The organism is Pseudomonas sp. BN606 (assembly GCF_029873115.1).
Taxonomy (GTDB): Bacteria; Pseudomonadota; Gammaproteobacteria; order Pseudomonadales; family Pseudomonadaceae; genus Metapseudomonas.
This window is the reverse complement of sequence record NZ_SSOF01000061.1, coordinates 41,554-58,674: the sequence shown is the minus strand read 5'-3', so window position 1 is coordinate 58,674 and position 17,121 is coordinate 41,554. Positions and strand designations below refer to the sequence as shown.

16 protein-coding genes are annotated in these 17,121 nt (G+C 63.6%); 13 read left to right on the top strand and 3 right to left on the bottom strand.

Annotated elements, in window-relative coordinates:
* Positions 1-85: 85 nt before the first annotated feature.
* The 9 genes from bioF to E8E75_RS10700 all read left to right on the top strand — a co-directional run bounded on the left by bioF (position 86) and on the right by E8E75_RS10700 (position 11,210).
* Positions 86-1,267, top strand: coding sequence for an 8-amino-7-oxononanoate synthase (bioF, locus tag E8E75_RS10740; protein WP_153920381.1), 1,182 nt, complete (start codon positions 86-88; stop codon positions 1,265-1,267).
* On the top strand, positions 1,260-1,985 hold the full coding sequence (locus tag E8E75_RS10735; protein WP_153920383.1) for an alpha/beta fold hydrolase: 726 nt from the start codon (positions 1,260-1,262) through the stop codon (positions 1,983-1,985). The genes bioF and E8E75_RS10735 overlap by 8 nt, the downstream gene beginning before the upstream one ends.
* The gene (bioC, locus tag E8E75_RS10730; RefSeq protein ID WP_153920385.1) at positions 1,978-2,790 is read left to right on the top strand and encodes a malonyl-ACP O-methyltransferase BioC; all 813 of its coding nucleotides are present in this window, start codon (positions 1,978-1,980) and stop codon (positions 2,788-2,790) included. Before E8E75_RS10735 ends, bioC begins: the two co-directional genes overlap by 8 nt.
* A 1-nt stretch (position 2,791) precedes the next feature.
* Positions 2,792-3,487: a dethiobiotin synthase gene (gene bioD, locus E8E75_RS10725; protein ID WP_120653412.1), complete on the top strand. Its 696-nt coding sequence runs from the start codon at positions 2,792-2,794 to the stop codon at positions 3,485-3,487.
* A 62-nt stretch (positions 3,488-3,549) separates the two neighbouring features.
* Positions 3,550-3,795: a hypothetical protein gene (locus tag E8E75_RS10720; RefSeq protein ID WP_120653411.1), complete on the top strand. Its 246-nt coding sequence runs from the start codon at positions 3,550-3,552 to the stop codon at positions 3,793-3,795.
* A 280-nt stretch (positions 3,796-4,075) separates the two neighbouring features.
* On the top strand, positions 4,076-5,881 hold the full coding sequence (locus E8E75_RS10715) for a phenylacyl-CoA dehydrogenase (RefSeq protein ID WP_153920387.1): 1,806 nt from the start codon (positions 4,076-4,078) through the stop codon (positions 5,879-5,881).
* A 224-nt stretch (positions 5,882-6,105) separates the two neighbouring features.
* Positions 6,106-7,350, top strand: a complete 1,245-nt coding sequence (locus E8E75_RS10710) for a GGDEF domain-containing protein (protein ID WP_153920463.1) — start codon at positions 6,106-6,108, stop codon at positions 7,348-7,350.
* Between the two features lie 100 nt (positions 7,351-7,450).
* Positions 7,451-9,244 (top strand): acyl-CoA dehydrogenase C-terminal domain-containing protein, encoded by a 1,794-nt coding sequence (locus E8E75_RS10705; protein WP_280358704.1) that lies wholly within the window; start codon positions 7,451-7,453, stop codon positions 9,242-9,244.
* A gap of 187 nt (positions 9,245-9,431) precedes the next feature.
* Positions 9,432-11,210, top strand: coding sequence for an acyl-CoA dehydrogenase C-terminal domain-containing protein (locus E8E75_RS10700; RefSeq protein ID WP_120653407.1), 1,779 nt, complete (start codon positions 9,432-9,434; stop codon positions 11,208-11,210).
* A gap of 118 nt (positions 11,211-11,328) precedes the next feature.
* Here the strand turns inward: E8E75_RS10700 and E8E75_RS10695 are convergent, their stop codons facing one another.
* Both E8E75_RS10695 and E8E75_RS10690 read right to left on the bottom strand, forming a co-directional pair.
* Positions 11,329-11,985 (bottom strand): endonuclease, encoded by a 657-nt coding sequence (locus E8E75_RS10695; protein WP_305955667.1) that lies wholly within the window; start codon positions 11,983-11,985, stop codon positions 11,329-11,331.
* Positions 11,986-12,356: 371 nt separating this feature from the next.
* The gene (locus E8E75_RS10690) at positions 12,357-13,250 is read right to left on the bottom strand and encodes a LysR substrate-binding domain-containing protein (RefSeq protein ID WP_120653406.1); all 894 of its coding nucleotides are present in this window, start codon (positions 13,248-13,250) and stop codon (positions 12,357-12,359) included.
* Positions 13,251-13,353: 103 nt separating this feature from the next.
* On the opposite strand from E8E75_RS10690, the gene E8E75_RS10685 reads away from it, so the two are divergent.
* From E8E75_RS10685 to E8E75_RS10670, 4 genes are read left to right on the top strand one after another with little or no spacing between them, the layout of a single operon-like run.
* On the top strand, positions 13,354-14,052 hold the full coding sequence (locus tag E8E75_RS10685; protein WP_120653405.1) for an MOSC domain-containing protein: 699 nt from the start codon (positions 13,354-13,356) through the stop codon (positions 14,050-14,052).
* On the top strand, positions 14,049-14,288 hold the full coding sequence (locus E8E75_RS10680; RefSeq protein ID WP_120653404.1) for a hypothetical protein: 240 nt from the start codon (positions 14,049-14,051) through the stop codon (positions 14,286-14,288). The genes E8E75_RS10685 and E8E75_RS10680 overlap by 4 nt, the downstream gene beginning before the upstream one ends.
* Positions 14,281-15,477: an aminotransferase class III-fold pyridoxal phosphate-dependent enzyme gene (locus E8E75_RS10675; RefSeq protein WP_120653403.1), complete on the top strand. Its 1,197-nt coding sequence runs from the start codon at positions 14,281-14,283 to the stop codon at positions 15,475-15,477. The genes E8E75_RS10680 and E8E75_RS10675 overlap by 8 nt, the downstream gene beginning before the upstream one ends.
* A 1-nt stretch (position 15,478) precedes the next feature.
* On the top strand, positions 15,479-16,183 hold the full coding sequence (locus tag E8E75_RS10670) for a type 1 glutamine amidotransferase (RefSeq protein ID WP_153920389.1): 705 nt from the start codon (positions 15,479-15,481) through the stop codon (positions 16,181-16,183).
* Positions 16,184-16,318: 135 nt separating this feature from the next.
* Here the strand turns inward: E8E75_RS10670 and E8E75_RS10665 are convergent, their stop codons facing one another.
* A complete protein-coding gene (locus E8E75_RS10665; RefSeq protein WP_120653401.1) occupies positions 16,319-17,113 on the bottom strand; it encodes a carbon-nitrogen hydrolase family protein in 795 nt (264 codons plus the stop codon).
* Between the last annotated feature and the right edge of the window lie 8 nt (positions 17,114-17,121).

Below are 17,121 nucleotides of genomic sequence, written 5' to 3'. Positions count from 1 at the left end.
AACCCTGTAGGAGCGAGCTTGCTCGCGAAGGGCGGCTCCTGCAGGTTCGCCAGCACGCTGGCGCCTACGAAAAACCGAACCGCCCATGCCTTTTGATCTCGCCTCGCGCCTAGCCGCCCGCCATGCGGACAACCTCTATCGCCAGCGCCCCTTGCTGGAAAGCCCTCAGGGGCCGGATGTCGTGGTGGACGGCCGCCCCATGCTGGCCTTCTGTTCCAACGACTACCTTGGCCTGGCTGCCCATCCCGAGGTGAAGGCTGCCCTGCAGTCCGGCGTGGATCGCTGGGGGGCCGGTGGTGGTGCTTCGCATCTGGTGATCGGCCACAGCGGACCGCATCACGATCTTGAACTGGCCCTGGCCGAGTTCACCGGCAGGCCCCGCGCACTGCTGTTCTCCACGGGCTACATGGCCAACCTGGGCGCGGTGACCGCGCTGTTGGGCAAGGGCGATACCGTGCTGGAGGACCGCCTCAATCACGCTTCCCTACTGGACGCCGGACTCCTCTCCGGGGCGCGCTTCTCGCGCTACCTGCACAACGATGCGGACAGTCTGTCCAGTCGTCTTGAAAAGGCCGAGGGCAACACCCTGGTAGTGACTGATGGCGTGTTCAGCATGGACGGCGATCTCGCTGATCTGCCCGCTATCTGCTCGGCCGCGAAAGCTCGTGGCGCCTGGGTGATGGTGGACGATGCCCATGGCTTTGGGCCGCTGGGGGCTAACGGTGGCGGTATCGTCGAACATTTTGGCTTGGGCCTCGAGGATGTACCGGTGCTGGTCGGTACCCTGGGCAAGGCTTTCGGTACCGCTGGTGCCTTCGTCGCCGGCAGCGAGGAACTGATCGAAACACTGATCCAGTTCGCCCGTCCCTATATCTACACCACCAGCCAGCCCCCGGCGGTGGCCTGCGCCACCTTGAAGAGCCTGGAGCTGCTGCAGCGTGAAAGCTGGCGCCGCGAGCACTTGAACGCACTGATCCAGCGCTTCCGTAAAGGCGCAGCCGAGATCGGCTTGACCCTGATGGACAGCCCGACGCCGATCCAGCCGATCCTGGTCGGTGACAGCGCACGTGCATTGAAGCTCTCCGCCATGCTGCGCGAGCGCGGCATCCTGGTCGGAGCCATCCGTCCGCCCACAGTACCGGCTGGCAGCGCGCGGCTGCGCGTCACTTTCTCCGCCGCCCACAGTGAAGCTCAGCTTGAATCCTTGCTGAGTGCCCTGGCCGAATGCTGGGAGAAACTGGCGAAGGAGGATGCCCCCGATGCGTGAGCGCCTGATTCTGTTGCCGGGCTGGGCTATTGGCCCCGCCGCCCTCGAACCTTTGCGCGAAGCTCTGCTGGAGTGCGCGCCGCATCTGGTGGTTGAAATCGAACCGCTGCCAGCGCTGGAGCAGGCCGGCGCCTGGCTCGATGAGCTGGATGCGCGCCTGGCAGCGGACAGCTGGCTGGCCGGCTGGTCGCTTGGCGGCATGCTCGCCGCACAACTGGCCGCGCGCCGGGGTGCTGCTTGCCGTGGCCTGATCGGCCTGTGCAGCAACATGAGTTTCCGTGACCGCGACGATTGGCCCAGCGCCATGTCTCAGGAAGTCTTCGCGACCTTCCACGAGGCTTGCCGTCTCGACCCCGCGCAGACCCTCAAACGCTTCACCATTCTGGTGGCCCAGGGCGCGCGAGACGCCCGAACGCTGGCGCGGCAGCTGCAGGTCACCCAGCTACCCACTGAACCCAAGGTGCTGGACGCGGGCCTGCGTCTGTTGGATGTACTGGATATCCGCGCGGCTATCCAGGGTTATGGCGGTCCACAACTTCACCTGTTCGCCGGGCGAGATGCGCTGGTGCCGGCCACTGCTGCCGACGCGCTGCTGGAGTGGCTACCGGATGTGGAAGTGCAGGTATTCGCCGACGCCAGTCACGGTCTGCCGCTGGAGCGACCGGAGGAGGTGGCCGCGGCGATCCTCGGCTTCATGCGTGAGGGCGATGATGTCTGACGCCCGAAACGCCCCTGCCGATGGCCATCTGCCCGACAAGCGCCAGGTAGCGGCTTCCTTTTCCCGCGCGGCGGATAGCTATGACAGCGTCGCTGCCTTGCAGCGGGCGGTTGGCAACGAACTGCTGCGCCGGCTGCCGGAAGGCTTCACGCCGGACAACTGGGTGGACATGGGTTGCGGTACCGGCTTCTTTTCCCGCGCGCTGGCCGAGCGTTTCCCGCATAGCGACGGCCTGGCGCTGGACATCGCCGAGGGCATGTTGCGACACGCTCGCCCGCAGGGCGGCGCCAAGCGATTCATCGCCGGTGATGCCGAGCATCTGCCGCTGGCCGGTGGCACCCAGCAGCTGATTTTCTCCAGTTTGGCCGTGCAATGGTGCGCCGACTTCGCCGCCGTGCTCGCCGAGGCTCGCCGTGTGTTGCAGCCGGGAGGCGTATTCGCCTTCAGCAGCCTGTGCGTGGGCACCCTGCAGGAGTTGCGTGACAGCTGGCAGGCAGTGGACGGCTTTGTCCACGTCAACCGTTTTCGCCGCCTGGAGGATTACCAGGACCTCTGCGCCGCCAGTGCCCTGCTCCCCCTGGACCTGAGCAGCGAGCCGCAGGTACTGCACTACGCCGGTCTGCGTACCCTGACCCACGAACTCAAGGCCCTCGGTGCCCATAACCTCAATCCGGGCCGTCCTGGCGGGCTCACCGGGCGGGCGCGCATCCACGCGTTGGTGGAAGCCTACGAGCGTTTCCGTCAGCCCCAGGGCCTGCCGGCCACCTATCAGGTGGTCTATGGCGTACTGAAAAAGGAAAACTGACATGGCAGTGGCCTACTTCGTCACCGGTACCGATACCGAGATCGGCAAGACCACCATTGCCGCGGGCCTGCTCCATCGCGCCCGGTCACAGGGACTCTCCACCGCTGCGGCGAAACCGGTGGCGTCCGGCTGCGATGAAACCGTCGATGGCCTGCGTAACAGTGACGCCCTTGCTCTACTGGGTGAGTGCTCGCTGCCCCTGTCTTACGACGAGGTCAATCCACTGGCTTTCGCTCCGGCCATTGCGCCACACCTTGCCGCCAGGGAAGCGGGGGTACGGCTGGATGTGGACGCGCTAGCCGCTCCTGTGCGACGGGTGTTGGCCAAAGGGGCGGACTTCAGCCTGGTTGAAGGCGCCGGCGGCTGGCGCGTGCCCCTGGCGGGGCAGGCCAATCTGTCTGACCTGCCTGCCGCCCTCGGCCTGCCAGTGATCCTGGTGGTGGGTGTACGCCTCGGTTGCATCAATCACGCGGTGCTCACCGCTGAGGCCATTGCGCGTGACGGCCTGACCCTGGCCGGTTGGGTGGCCAATGTGGTCGACCCGCAGACCTCACGTTTGGAGGAGAACCTTGCGACCCTGGCCGAGCGCCTTCCTGCGCCCTGCCTTGGGCGTGTGCCGCGCCTGGATCAGGCGACTCCGGCTGCTGTGGCACGCCATCTCGACCTGGCGCCGCTGGGCGAATTCTTCCGGCGCTGATTGCGAAAGGCGATACCGGCTGCTTCAATTGCCGGCATCGTCCATCGAGCTTGGTATCCGACATGGAAATCCAGGGAAGCGGCTTCAGCGCAGGACTAGGCGCCATCCAGTCCGGCCAGCGCATGATCCAGCAGGCAGCCGGTGAAATAGCCAGCAACACAGTCAGCGGCGAAGGTGCTCAACAGCCCGCCGACCTCACCAGCATCCTGCTCGCCCTGGAGGCCGGCAAGGTCCAGGCCGAGGCCGGCAGCATGGTTGCCAAGGCCACCGACCAGATGATCGGTAGTCTCATCGATACCTTCGCCTGATCCTTCAAGGGCCGCTTCAAGCGGCCCTTTCGCATTCTTCCTTCCAGTTACTTCCCTTGGCGCTGCTGCGCTGTTTCTTGATCTTTACTGTCTCCAGGCAGGGTCCTCTTTTGCCTGTCAGGGACGTGACCGGCTGGTCGGGCAGAGCGCTTGACAGGGGGTTGGCGTAAACGTATGTTTCAAACGCCTGTTTGATTGCTCCGGCAATCACCACCAGATGCCGCAAGCGACCGGCGCTCCGGTCAGCTGAACTAGGAACCCACCGCAGAGGTTTACCGCTATGCCTGATTACAAGGCCCCCTTGCGTGATATCCGCTTCGTTCGTGACGAGCTGCTCGGCTACGAAGCGCACTATCAGAGCCTGCCTGGCTGCCAGGACGCTACCCCGGACATGGTCGACGCCATCCTCGAAGAGGGTGCCAAGTTCTGTGAGCAGGTGATCGCTCCGCTGAACCGTGTGGGTGACACCGAAGGCTGCACCTGGAGCGAGTCCGGCGTTAAGACTCCGACCGGCTTCAAGGAAGCCTACAAGCAGTTCGTAGAAGGCGGCTGGCCGAGCCTGGCTCATGACATTGACCACGGCGGCCAGGGCCTGCCGGAGTCCCTCGGCCTGGCCATCAGCGAGATGGTCGGCTCCGCCAACTGGTCCTGGGGCATGTACCCCGGTCTTTCCCATGGCGCGATGAACACCCTGTCCGCCCACGGCACCGATGACCAGAAGCACACCTACCTGACCAAGCTGGTATCCGGCGAGTGGACCGGCACCATGTGCCTGACCGAGCCGCACTGCGGTACCGACCTGGGCATGCTGCGCACCAAGGCCGAGCCCCAGGCCGATGGTTCCTACAAAGTCTCCGGCACCAAGATCTTCATCTCCGCCGGTGAACACGACATGGCCGACAACATCGTCCATATCGTCCTGGCTCGCCTGCCCGATGCGCCGGCCGGCACCAAGGGTATCTCCCTGTTCATCGTTCCGAAGTTCCTGCCGAACGCCGAAGGCGGCGTGGGCGAGCGCAACGCCGTTTCCTGCGGTTCCATCGAACACAAGATGGGTATCCACGGTAACGCCACCTGCGTGATGAACTTCGACGGCGCTACCGGCTACCTGATCGGCCCGGCTAACAAAGGCCTGAACTGCATGTTCACCTTCATGAACACCGCTCGCCTGGGTACCGCGCTGCAAGGCCTGGCCCACGCCGAGGTCGGTTTCCAGGGTGGCATCAAGTACGCTCGTGATCGTTTGCAGATGCGCTCCCTGACTGGCCCGAAAGCTCCGGAAAAGGCCGCCGACCCGATCATCGTCCACCCGGACGTGCGTCGTATGCTGCTGACCATGAAGGCCTTCGCTGAAGGCAACCGCGCCATGGTCTACTTCACCGCCAAGCAAGTGGACATCGTCAAGTACAGCCAGGACGAAGAGCAGAAGAAAGCTGCTGACTCCCTGCTGGCCTTCCTGACTCCCATCGCCAAGGCCTTCATGACCGAAGTGGGCTTCGAGTCCGCATCCCACGGCATGCAGATCTACGGTGGCCACGGCTTCATCAGCGAGTGGGGCATGGAGCAGAACCTGCGTGACTGCCGCATCTCCATGATGTACGAAGGCACCACCGGCGTTCAGGCCCTCGACCTGCTGGGCCGCAAGATCCTGATGACCCAGGGCGAAGCGCTCAAGGGCTTCACCAAGATCGTGCACAAGTTCTGCCAGGCCAACGAGGCCAACGAAGCCATCAAGGAATTCGTCGAGCCGCTGGCCAAGCTGAACAAGGAGTGGGGCGACCTGACCATGAAGGTCGGCATGGCCGCCATGAAGGATCGCGAGGAAGTGGGTGCCGCTTCGGTGGATTACCTGATGTACTCCGGTTACGCCTGCCTGGCCTACTTCTGGGCCGACATGGCTCGCCTGTCTGCCGAGAAACTGGCTGCCGGCGAGGGCGATGCCGCCTTCTACAAGGCCAAGCTGCAGACCGCGCGTTTCTACTTCAAGCGCATCCTGCCGCGTACCCGCACCCATGCTGAAACCATGCTGTCCGGTGCCAACAACCTGATGGAACTGGCCGAAGAAGATTTCGACCTGGGCTACTAAGGTTCTGCGCCACACGAAAGGCCCGCCACCTGGCGGGCTTTTTCGTTTGTGACGCGCGATCGCGATGCCGGGTTGTGCGGAAGTTCGCACCGGCGCCTCGTGCTTGTGGTCTGTGCCTGTGCAATCATATCGCCACCTCGATTTTTCCCCGTTTTCGAACCCCAGGATCAGACCTCGTGCGGAGTCGTGCGTCCTATCGCGTCAGCCATTTACTGCCTCCCTTGATGTTGATGGTGGGGGGCGGAATAGTGGGTTCGCTGTCGGGGATGAGCGAGTTCTTCACCTCCCTTTTCAACGTGCTTCCCACCCTTCTCCTGCTGCTGGGGGGTGCCTTCTGCGCGGCCTACGGACGAGTGCGCCAGGTGGCGCTGCTGCTGGTCGTCTACCTGGCCTACTACCAACTGGATACCCAGGTCGATTACTACCAGGTCGAGCGGGTGGTGCGGGAGGACGCCGGGCTGGTTTTTCATCTGGCCAGCCTGCTGCTGCCCATGCTCTACGGCCTCTATGGCTGCTGGGAGGAGCGCACCCACCTGCTGCAGGATTTCGTTGCCCGAGGCGCAGTTTTGATAGCTGTGCTCGGCGTCTTGGTGGCGCTGGGCAGCAGCTACCCGGATGCGATGCTAGGCGTGATCGGCAAGATTTACTGGCCCATGCTGCATGGCCACTGGATGACCCTGGTACAGGTCGTCTACCTGGCGTTCGCCATCGCCCTGGTGGCGCTGGTGGTCATCTATGTGCGTCAGCCTCGCCCGCAGCACGCCGCCCAACTGCTCGGCCTGTGCGGCTTGCTGTGGATGCTGCCCAAGACTTTCATGCTGCCCCATGCGCTGCACGTGATGAGCAGCGTAGTGATGCTCGCACTCACAGCGTCGGTGGCCCATGAGGCTTACCAGATGGCATTCCGTGACGAGCTCACCGGCCTGCCCGGTCGTCGCGCGCTGAACGAGCGGCTGCGGCGTCTCGGCCGCAACTACGTGCTGGCCATGACCGACGTCGACCACTTCAAGAAATTCAACGACACCTACGGCCACGACGTGGGCGACCAGGTTTTGCGCCTGGTGGCCAGCCGCCTGCGCAAGGTCGGTGGCGGCGGTAAGGCCTATCGCTACGGTGGCGAGGAGTTCACCATCCTCTTCCCCGGCAAGTCGGTGGACGAGTGCATGCCGCACCTGGAGGCGGTGCGCCAGGCCATCGAGCAGTACCAGATGCATCTTCGTGACCAGGGCAGTCGTCCGAAGAGCGACGAAACCGGCCGCTCCAAGCGTGGTGCCGCCCGTGGGCAGACGGTGTCGGTGACCATCAGCATCGGCGTGGCCGAGCGGGATGCCGAGCAACGTAGCCCGGAAGAAGTGATCAAGGCCGCTGACCAGGCGCTCTACAGCGCCAAGAGCGCCGGACGTAACCGGGTCTTCCGGCATGGCGAGAATCGCCGGGGTGCCGTGCGAGTGAAGCGCGCCGCCGTCTGACGCGGGCGGTTATGACGCTGCATTCAGCAGGGTCAGCGTCGTTGTTACAGTGCTGGGGCGCGAGTAGGGTCGTTGAATCGACCTCCAAGGAGTTTCCGCCATGCCCGAGTACAAGGCCCCACTTCGCGACATCCACTTCCTCATCGACGAAGTCTTCGACTACCCGGCCAGCTATGCGGCCCTGGGCGCCAGCGATGCCACCCCGGACATGGTCGCCGCCATTCTCGAAGAAGGTGCCAAGTTCTGCGAGCAAGTGCTCTCGCCCATCAACCGCTCGGGCGATGAAGAAGAGTGCCAGTGGCAGGACGGCGTGGTGACCACGCCCAAGGGTTTCAAGGAAGCCTTCGCCCAGTACGTCGAAGGTGGCTGGAATGGCCTGGCGGCGGATCCGGCCTATGGCGGCCAGGGCCTGCCCCATTCCCTCGGACTGATCATCAGCGAAATGGTCGCCTCGGCCAACCAGTCCTGGGCCATGTACCCAGGCCTGACCCACGGCGCCATGTCGGCCATCCATGCCCACGGCAGCGAAGAACAGAAGCAGACCTACCTGACCCGCCTCACCGAAGGTCGCTGGACCGGCACCATGTGCCTGACCGAGCCCCATTGCGGCACCGACCTCGGCATCATCAAGACCCGAGCCGTTCCACAGGCTGATGGCAGCTACGCGATTTCCGGCACCAAGATTTTCATCTCCGCCGGCGAGCACGATATGAGCGAGAACATCGTCCACCTGGTGCTGGCCAAGCTGCCCGACGCACCCGCTGGCACCAAGGGAATCTCCCTGTTCATCGTGCCCAAGTTCCTCCCCGCGGGTGCGAGCGTTGGCGAGCGCAATGCCGTCTCCTGCGGGTCCATCGAACACAAAATGGGCATCAAGGCTTCGGCAACCTGCGTGATGAACTTCGACGGCGCCAAAGGCTTCCTCATCGGTGAGGCCAACAAGGGCCTGAACTGTATGTTCACCATGATGAACCATGCGCGTCTGGGCACCGGCATGCAGGGTCTTTGCCTCGGCGAAGCCAGCTACCAGGGGGCCGTGCGTTATGCCAACGACCGTCTGCAGATGCGTGCCCTTACCGGGCCCAAGGCGCCGGACAAGGTCGCCGACCCGATCATCGTGCATCCCGACGTGCGCCGTATGCTGCTGACCATGAAGGCATTCAACGAAGGCAACCGGGCTCTGGCCTACTTCACTGCCCAGCAACTGGACATCGCCCATCGCAGCGATAGCGCCGAGCAGCGCGAAGAGGCCGAGAACCTGCTCGCCTTCCTCACGCCGATCTGCAAGGCCTTCATGACCGATACCGGCCTCGAAGCCACCAACCTCGGCATGCAAGTGTTCGGTGGCCACGGCTATATCCGCGAGTGGGGCATGGAGCAACTGGTGCGCGATTGCCGCATCGCCCCCATCTACGAAGGCACCAACGGCATCCAGGCGCTCGACCTGCTGGGCCGCAAGGTGTTGGGGAGTCAGGGCAAGCTGCTGCGCGGTTTCACCAAGATCATCCACAAATTCTGCCAGGCTCAGGCCGAGCATCCGCGTTTCAAGGGCCACGCGGCTGAACTGGCACGTCTCAACCAGCAGTGGGGCGAGCTGACCCAGAAGGTCGGCCTGGCCGCCATGAAGAATCCGGACGAGGTGGGTGCAGCCGCGCTGGATTACCTGATGTACTCCGGCTACATCACCCTGGCCTGGTTCTGGCTGCGCATGGCCGTTGTGGCGGATGCCAAGCTGGAGGCGGGCAGCGGCGACAGCGCCTACTATCAGACCAAGCTGGCGACCTGCGATTTCTACTTCAAGCGCCTGCTACCGCGTACCGAGTCCCACCGCGCGGCCGTGGAAGCCGGCAGCGATTGCCTGATGCAATTGCCGGCAGAGCATTTCAGTCTGTAACGCACCGATGGACGGTCGGAGGCCCGCCTGGTGCGGGCCTTTTTCATGCGGGGAAAGGGTGTGACCTTGTGTGAATATATGGTCACATTAGGACTCTATGTCTCTTAAAAGTTGTTCATGTACACTGCGGACCTCTTCCGTGAACCGGCCGACCCTGGCCACCTGTGAGTGATTGCGAGGTTTGCACATGGCTGACTACAAAGCGCCCCTGCGCGATATGCGCTTCGTCCTCAATGAAGTTTTCGAGGTAGCCAAGCTCTGGGCTGAGCTGCCTGCCCTGGCCGAAGTGGTCGACGCCGATACCGCCTCCGCCATCCTGGAAGAAGCCGGCAAGGTCACCGGTGGCGTGATCGCCCCGCTGAACCGCAGCGGCGACGAAGAAGGCTGCCAGTGGAAAGACGGTTCCGTGAGCACTCCGGCGGGCTTCCCCGCGGCCTACAAGACCTACGCCGAAGGCGGCTGGGTTGGTGTGGGCGGTGACCCCATCTTTGGCGGCATGGGCATGCCCAAGGTGATTTCCGCCCAAGTCGAAGAGATGGTCAATGCGGCCAACCTGTCCTTCGGCCTGTACCCGATGCTGACCGCAGGCGCCTGCCTGTCGATCAACGCGCACGCCAGTGAAGAGCTGAAGGAAAAGTACCTGCCGAACATGTACGCGGGTGTCTGGGCTGGCTCCATGTGCCTGACCGAGCCGCATGCCGGTACCGACCTCGGCATCATCCGCACGAAGGCCGAACCCCAGGCTGACGGCAGCTACAAGATCTCCGGCACCAAGATCTTCATCACCGGCGGTGAGCACGATCTGACCGAGAACATCATCCACCTGGTACTGGCCAAGCTGCCGGATGCCCCGGCCGGCCCGAAAGGCATTTCCCTGTTCCTGGTGCCCAAGGTCATGGTCAACGCGGACGGTTCTCTGGGCGAACAGAACGCCGTCTCTTGCGGTTCCATCGAACACAAGATGGGCATCAAGGCCTCTGCCACCTGCGTGATGAACTTCGACGGCGCCACCGGCTACATCGTCGACGCCCCGAACAAGGGCCTGGCCGCCATGTTCACCATGATGAATTACGAGCGCCTGGGCGTTGGTATCCAGGGCCTGGCTTCTGGCGAGCGTTCCTACCAGAGCGCCGTGGAATACGCCCGTGAGCGTATCCAGAGCCGCGCGCCGACCGGCCCGGTCGCCAAGGACAAGGCTGCTGACCCGATCATCGTCCATCCGGACGTGCGTCGCATGCTGCTGACCATGAAGGCAGCCAACGAAGGCGGCCGTGCCTTCTCCAGCTACGTGGCCATGCAGCTGGACACCGCCAAGTTCAGCGAAGACACCGCCGTGCGCAAGCGCGCCGAAGAAATGGTCGCCCTGCTGACCCCCGTCGCCAAGGCTTTCCTCACCGACCTCGGTCTGGAAACCACTATCCACGGCCAGCAGGTATTCGGCGGTCACGGCTTCATCCGCGAGTGGGGCCAGGAGCAGCTGGTGCGTGATGTGCGCATCACCCAGATCTACGAAGGCACCAACGGCATCCAGGCACTCGACCTGATGGGCCGCAAGATCGTCGGCAGCGGTGGCGCGTTCTACAAGCACTTCGCCGACGAGATCAAGGCGTTCGCCAATGGCGCCTCCGCCGAGCTGGCCGAGTTCACCGAACCGCTGAAAGCTGCCGTCGCCAACCTCGACGAGCTGACCGCCTGGGTCCTGGACCGTGCGAAGAACAACCCGAACGAAATCGGCGCTGCCTCGGTCGAGTACCTTCATGTGTTCGGCTACACCGCCTACGCCTACATGTGGGCCCTGATGGCTCGCGCTGCGCTGGGCAAGGAAGGTCAGGACGAGTTCTACGCCAGCAAGCTCGGCACCGCGCGCTTCTACTTCGCTCGCCTGCTGCCGCGCATCCACTCCCTGACCGCCTCGGTGAAGGCCGGCAGCGAGTCGCTCTACCTGCTCGACGCCGCGCAGTTCTAAGCGCTAGTCGGCAAACACGAAGCCCCGCAATTGCGGGGCTTCGTATTTTCCGGGAGATGCTTTTCGGTAGGGGCTAATTCATTCGCCAAGGACAGCGCAGCTGTCCCCACAAGCTTTCCTACGGCTGTAGCGAATCCGCCAATGACGGGTCATCGATGAAGCGGTTGCGGTTGCCCTGGATCGCCTCGATGCGGCTATTGCGGGCGCGTTCTTCGTCGTCCACCGGGTCGAGGCGGTTCCACTGCTGGAACATCTGCAACTGGCCGACGATGGGCAGGCCATATTCGCTGTGCATGTAGAAGATCGCGCGGGCTACGTTGCCCTTGGCGGCGTCGCGAGGTTCGACGAGTTGGTAGGCGGATTTGAAGTCACAGTCGGCCAGCGTGCGCTGTCCACCGTCGCCGACATCGCCGAACAGGGCATTGCGGCGGGCCAGTTCGATGCGCGACTGGTCCGGGTAGAGGTTGTGCAGGTCGGAGAGCATGTAGGGGTATTGCGCATTGGCAGCTTGGCACTGGCTGTCGGTGACGCAGCGCAGTGCACTCTTGATCTGCTTGGCGCTGTACACCGGGCTGGCACTGAGCAGGCCGCCGGGAGCGCTGAAGGTCTTGCCGCAATAGAGCGTGACGCCTCCGTCGGCGTAGAGCTGTTGCCAGAAGGCCTGCTCGACCGCGGCCTTCGGATCGGCCAGGCGATCCTGGCCACCGGCGAATGCATGGCTGGCGACCAGGGCCGCCAGGCAGGAAAGGGCAGTAAGAATTGGGCGCATGGTCATGACCCTGGGACCACCTTGTCGGGGTCTGTAGTTCTTGTAGGACAAAACGAGTCTAACAAGAGCACCGGGGGCAAACCAAGACCAACCGATCGCTTGCTTGGTTGCACCTTGGGTTGCAATAAGAGGGCCTCGGATAATTCCGAAATCGTGTAAGCATTAGCTTACAAATGCTGGTGGCTATAGCTCCTTTCAGACCCTGGTAGAGGGGATTAATCTTCACTCCATTGGACGTCGCGCAGGAAGCGCATTTCAAAACAGGGATACGCCGGATTCCGCCAGGATGGCGGTCAGATCAGGGATGTCGGGACACAGTCTGCAAAACCTCGCTTCGGCGAGGTTTTTCTTTTTCTGCGTTGCAAAACTCCCCCAGCTCAATAGTCCTTCGGCCCCACCACCCCTTCCAGTACCGAGCGCAGCAACTCCAAGGTCGCCTGCTGGCGCTGGGCATCGCGAAACACCAATCCCACCTTCAACGGCACCCGTGGCTCGCTAAGCGGCTTCCACAACAGACCCTGGTTCGCATGCATCTGTCGCGCGCGGCCGGGCAGCACCGTCGCCAGCATGGTGTGCGGCAGGCTGTCGAGGATGCCCGCCATGTGGTTCAGCTCCGCCTGCACGTGCGGGCGGCGGCCGAGCAGGGCGAGTTGCTCCTGCCAGATCTGCCGGATGCGGAACTCCTCGCCGAGCAGCAGCATCGGCAGCTCAGCCGCCTGGGCCAGGGAAACCTTCTTGAACTCCTTCAGTGGGTGCTCGGAGGGAATCACCAACTGCAACTCATCCTCGTAGAGCAACTGGCTGTGCAGCCCTGGTTGGCGCGGTGGCAGGAAGCCGATTCCGATATCCAGGTTGCCGGTCAGCAGGCGGCGTTCGATATCCAGTCCCGACAGTTCATAGATCTGTACCACCAGCTGTGGCTGTGCCTCGCGCAGGCGCTCCAGCAGCATGGGGACCAGCGCCGCATTGACCGTCTGAAGTACGCCGATAGCCAGGCTGCGCGGCGACTGGCCACGGAATCCGCGCAACGCCTCACGGGCGCGTTCCAGCCCATCCAGTAGTGGCAGGGCGTGGCCATACAGGGTGTGCGCGGCCAAGGTCGGCAGCAGGCGTTTTCCGCTGCGCTGGAACAGGCTGACATCCAGGTTCTGCTCCAACTGGCGAATCTGTTGGGAGAGCGCTGGTTGCGACAGGCTCAGACGCTCGGCGGCGCGACCGACGTGGCCTTCCTCGTAAAGCGCGACGAAGTAGCGAAGCTGGCGAAAATCCATAAGCGTTACTTATCGATAAAGCTGGAAAAACGAAATGGCCCGTGATGCTTCAAGGCCATAGCCTATGCCACGTAGAGACTGCATCTGGTGCTGGAGAGGGCGAATGTGCGCATGGGTCGTAAATGGCGTTTTCATAGGTAAAGCCGAAGATATAGGCGGTGGTTTGTCCAGTGCAATCGACAAGCAATCGATCGACCACCGTCTCTGGCTCTGGCCCCAGGGCCTGGGCAGCGACGAGCAGGGTGACCCGCGTTTCCACGGTGGTCCCGAACGTGCGCTGCACCATTATCCGGCCGAGCACTACCAGTACTGGCGCAAGCATTTTCGTCACCTCGAATGGAAAGCACCAAGCTTCGGCGAGAACCTTTCCACCTGCGGCCTCACCGAAGACCAGGTGTGCATCGGCGATATCTTCCGCTGGGGGCAGGCCTTCATTCAGGTCAGTCAGCCGCGTTCGCCCTGTTACCGCCTGAGCCGCCGTTGGGACATTCCCGAATTGCCGGAGCGGGTGCAGGAAACCGGCCGCTGTGGCTGGTTCTACCGCGTGCTGCGGCCCGGCTTCGTCAGCCAGGAAGACTCGCTGGAACTGATCCAGCGCAGCTACCCCGGCCTGACCGTTGCCCACACCATCCAGAGCTTCTTCCATTTCCCGCTGGAACACGCCGGCCTGCAGCAACTGCAACAGTGCGAAGCGCTGTCCACGCGCTGGCGCGAAACGGCTGCCCGCCGTCTCAGCACAGGCCTTTTGGAAGACTGGAGTGCCCGTTTGCAGGGCTTGCCGCTGGAGGGGATGCGCGCATGAGCGACTACCGCATAAGCCTGCGCCGTGACGACGTGCTGTTCGCCGAGATCAGCGTAAGCCAGGCGCGCTACGTGGAGATGACCCGCGAGATGCGCAAGCGCTTCCCCCGCGAGGAGGGTTTCAGCCTGCACATAGAGCGTCGTCGAGAACTCCGCCGCATCCTCGAACAGGGCCCGGACGGCCTGCGCCTGCTGGGCGTCGAGTATCGACATGAGGAGGTCCCGGAGCATGCGTGATGCTCTCGCCGGTCTGCGCTTGATGAAAACCGTGGAACGTCCCGACCAACTGTTCGTGCGCGGCCAGGGTTCCTGGCTCTGGGATTCCGAAGGCCATGCCTTCCTCGACTTCACTCAGGGCTGGGCGGTGAACAGTCTGGGCCACAGCCCCAGCGTCGTGGTCAATGCGCTCAAACGTCAGGCGGAGAACCTGATCAATCCCGGGCCGGCCTACTACAACCGCGGAATGCTCGAACTCGCCTCGCGCTTGTGCCAGGCAAGCGGCAGCGACCAGGTGTACTTCCTCAACAGTGGCGCCGAGGCCAACGAAGGGGCCATCAAGCTGGCTCGCAAGTGGGGTCAGCTGCATCGGGGTGGGGCCTTCGGCATCGTCACCGCCAGCAACAGCTTTCACGGCCGCACGCTGGCCACCATGTCCGCTTCCGGTAAGCCGGTCTTCGAATCGATGTTCGAGCCGAAGGTGCCGGGCTTCACCAAGGTTCCGTACAACGACCTCGATGCCCTGGCCGCCGCTGTGGACGAGACGACGGTGGCAGTGATGCTGGAGCCGGTGCAGGGCGAAGCCGGCGTCATCCCCGCCACACTGGAGTACTTCCAGGGCGTCGAACGCCTGTGTCGGGAACGCGGCGTGCTGCTGATCCTCGACGAAGTACAGACCGGCATCGGCCGTTGCGGCACCCTGTTGGCGGAAGAGCTCTACGGCATCCGTGCCGACATCATCACCCTTGGCAAGGGGCTGGGTGGCGGAGTACCCCTCGCTGCCTTGCTGGCGCGTGGCAATGCCTGTTGCTTCGAACCAGGCGAGCAGGGTGGCACCTACCATGGCAACGCATTGATGACCGCTGCCGGCCTTGCCGTACTGAATACGGTGCTGGAGTCTGGCTTTCTCGAGCAGGTCCGAGATGTCGCCCAGCACTTGCGCGAAGGATTGGCGCGGGTATCCCGTCGCCATGGGCACGGTCCCCTGCGTGGCCACGGCCTGATGATCGGCCTGCCGCTGATTCGCCAGTCCGCACCCCTCGTGGCCCGACACGCCTTCGCCGAAGGATTGCTGATCAATGCGCCGCAGCCTGACTGCCTGCGCTTCACCCCGGCGCTGACGGTAAGCCGCGCCAATGTCGATGAAATGCTCAAGCGCCTGAACCGCGCCTTTGCCCTGGCCAAGAGCGAACCCCTGGAGATCGCCTGACATGCGCGTTGCCATCCTGCAGCATGCCCCCTTCGAAGGCGCTGGCCGCATCCAGCAATGGCTCGACCTGCGCGCCGCGCAGGTTCGGATGTACAGCCTTTACGCCGATGCCCTCCTGCCGAGTCCCGACGACTTCGACCTGCTCATTGTCATGGGAGGGCCCATGAGCGTGCATGACGAAGCGGAGCTTCCCTGGCTGAAGGCCGAGAAGAAATTGATCCGCAAGGCACTCGACGCGGGCAAGCGCGTACTGGGCATCTGCCTCGGTGGCCAGTTGCTGGCCCAGGCCCTGGGCGCGGTAGTGCGCAAGGGCGAGGCAGAGATTGGCTGGTGGCCGATGGAGAAGCACCTCGAGGCGGATCGCACCCCGCTGGGCCGCATGCTGCCCCAGCGGTTGTTGGCAATGCACTGGCACGGTGAGACCTTCGACCTGCCGTCCGGGGCGATTCCCCTCTACGGTTCGGCGGCCTGCGCCAATCAGGGTTTTGTCTGGGAAGAGCGGGCCATTGGCCTGCAATGCCATCTGGAAAGCACGCCGGAAAGCATCGAAGCGATGCTGGAGGCCTGCGCGGCGGATCTTGAGCTTTCAGGTTCCGTGGAAGACGCGTCGGCCATTCGCGACGGCATCCCTCACTGCAGCGCACTGGCGCCGACGCTGTTCCGCCTGCTGGACTACCTGACCGGACCGCATGCCGCGCTGACTTGATCTTTCGCAGGCGTGATCCGCTTTTCCTGTGGGGGCGAATTCATTCGCCAAGCAGGCCGCAGGTCTGCCCTTCGAGATCTCAGGGTAGCTTCGTTACCCCAAGCGAATGAATTCGCCCCGACAGAAGTCTCGGGTTCAGCTCAGCGGGCGATACAACTCCGCCCGCCGATCCCTGAGGTAGGTAAGACTCTCCCGCGAGGCCTCCAGCTTGTCCCGCCTGAGGTCGGCGAAGGCCAGGGTCTCTTCGCGTCCACAAATCGCTGCCTGGCTGCCGTCCGGCGCGCAAACGCTGGAGAGGCCGCAGTAGCGGATTTCTCCCTCGGAACCGCAATAGTTGGCGTAAGCCAGGTAGCACTGACTTTCGAATGCGCGGGTGCGGACCAGCACGTCGCAGACGAAGTCAAACGGCTCCATGTTGGCGGTCGGCACCAGTACCGCATCGGCGCCGGCGAGTGCCAGGCGGCGGACGTTCTCGGGGAACTCCACGTCGTAGCAGATCAGCATGCCCAGCTTCCAGCCGTTCAGTTCCACCAGCGGATAGTCGTCGCCGCCGGCGCTGAACATGCTCCTGTCCAGCTCGCCGAAGAGGTGGGTCTTGCGGTAGTTGCCGAGACGCTGGCCCTGGGCGTCGATCAGTTGCACCGAGTTGAAGATGGCGCCTTCGGCGCTACGTTCCGGGTAGCCGTAGAGGATGGCGATGCCGTGCTCGCGGGCTATCCCGGCTATTCGTCCGGCCCAGGCACCGTCGCAGGGGTCGGCCAGGGCGCTGACCGCTTCCGCGCCAATGTTGTAGCCGCTGAGGTACATCTCCGGCGTAACCAGCAGCTGTGCGCCGCGCCGGGCGGCCTCAGCCGCCCGCAGATGCAGGCGATCGAGGTTGGCCGCCGGATCGCGCGGCAAGGGTGGGCACTGATAGAGGGCGATGCGCATGGACGTCT

Coding starts and splice junctions, on each gene's coding strand:
- bioF (WP_153920381.1), top strand. CDS start 86: ATGCCTTTTGATCTCGCCTCGCGCCTAGCCGCCCGCCATGCGGACAAC.
- E8E75_RS10735 (WP_153920383.1), top strand. CDS start 1,260: ATGCGTGAGCGCCTGATTCTGTTGCCGGGCTGGGCTATTGGCCCCGCC.
- bioC (WP_153920385.1), top strand. CDS start 1,978: ATGTCTGACGCCCGAAACGCCCCTGCCGATGGCCATCTGCCCGACAAG.
- bioD (WP_120653412.1), top strand. CDS start 2,792: ATGGCAGTGGCCTACTTCGTCACCGGTACCGATACCGAGATCGGCAAG.
- E8E75_RS10720 (WP_120653411.1), top strand. CDS start 3,550: ATGGAAATCCAGGGAAGCGGCTTCAGCGCAGGACTAGGCGCCATCCAG.
- E8E75_RS10715 (WP_153920387.1), top strand. CDS start 4,076: ATGCCTGATTACAAGGCCCCCTTGCGTGATATCCGCTTCGTTCGTGAC.
- E8E75_RS10710 (WP_153920463.1), top strand. CDS start 6,106: ATGTTGATGGTGGGGGGCGGAATAGTGGGTTCGCTGTCGGGGATGAGC.
- E8E75_RS10705 (WP_280358704.1), top strand. CDS start 7,451: ATGCCCGAGTACAAGGCCCCACTTCGCGACATCCACTTCCTCATCGAC.
- E8E75_RS10700 (WP_120653407.1), top strand. CDS start 9,432: ATGGCTGACTACAAAGCGCCCCTGCGCGATATGCGCTTCGTCCTCAAT.
- E8E75_RS10695 (WP_305955667.1), bottom strand. CDS start 11,985: ATGACCATGCGCCCAATTCTTACTGCCCTTTCCTGCCTGGCGGCCCTG.
- E8E75_RS10690 (WP_120653406.1), bottom strand. CDS start 13,250: ATGGATTTTCGCCAGCTTCGCTACTTCGTCGCGCTTTACGAGGAAGGC.
- E8E75_RS10685 (WP_120653405.1), top strand. CDS start 13,354: ATGTGCGCATGGGTCGTAAATGGCGTTTTCATAGGTAAAGCCGAAGAT.
- E8E75_RS10680 (WP_120653404.1), top strand. CDS start 14,049: ATGAGCGACTACCGCATAAGCCTGCGCCGTGACGACGTGCTGTTCGCC.
- E8E75_RS10675 (WP_120653403.1), top strand. CDS start 14,281: ATGCGTGATGCTCTCGCCGGTCTGCGCTTGATGAAAACCGTGGAACGT.
- E8E75_RS10670 (WP_153920389.1), top strand. CDS start 15,479: ATGCGCGTTGCCATCCTGCAGCATGCCCCCTTCGAAGGCGCTGGCCGC.
- E8E75_RS10665 (WP_120653401.1), bottom strand. CDS start 17,113: ATGCGCATCGCCCTCTATCAGTGCCCACCCTTGCCGCGCGATCCGGCG.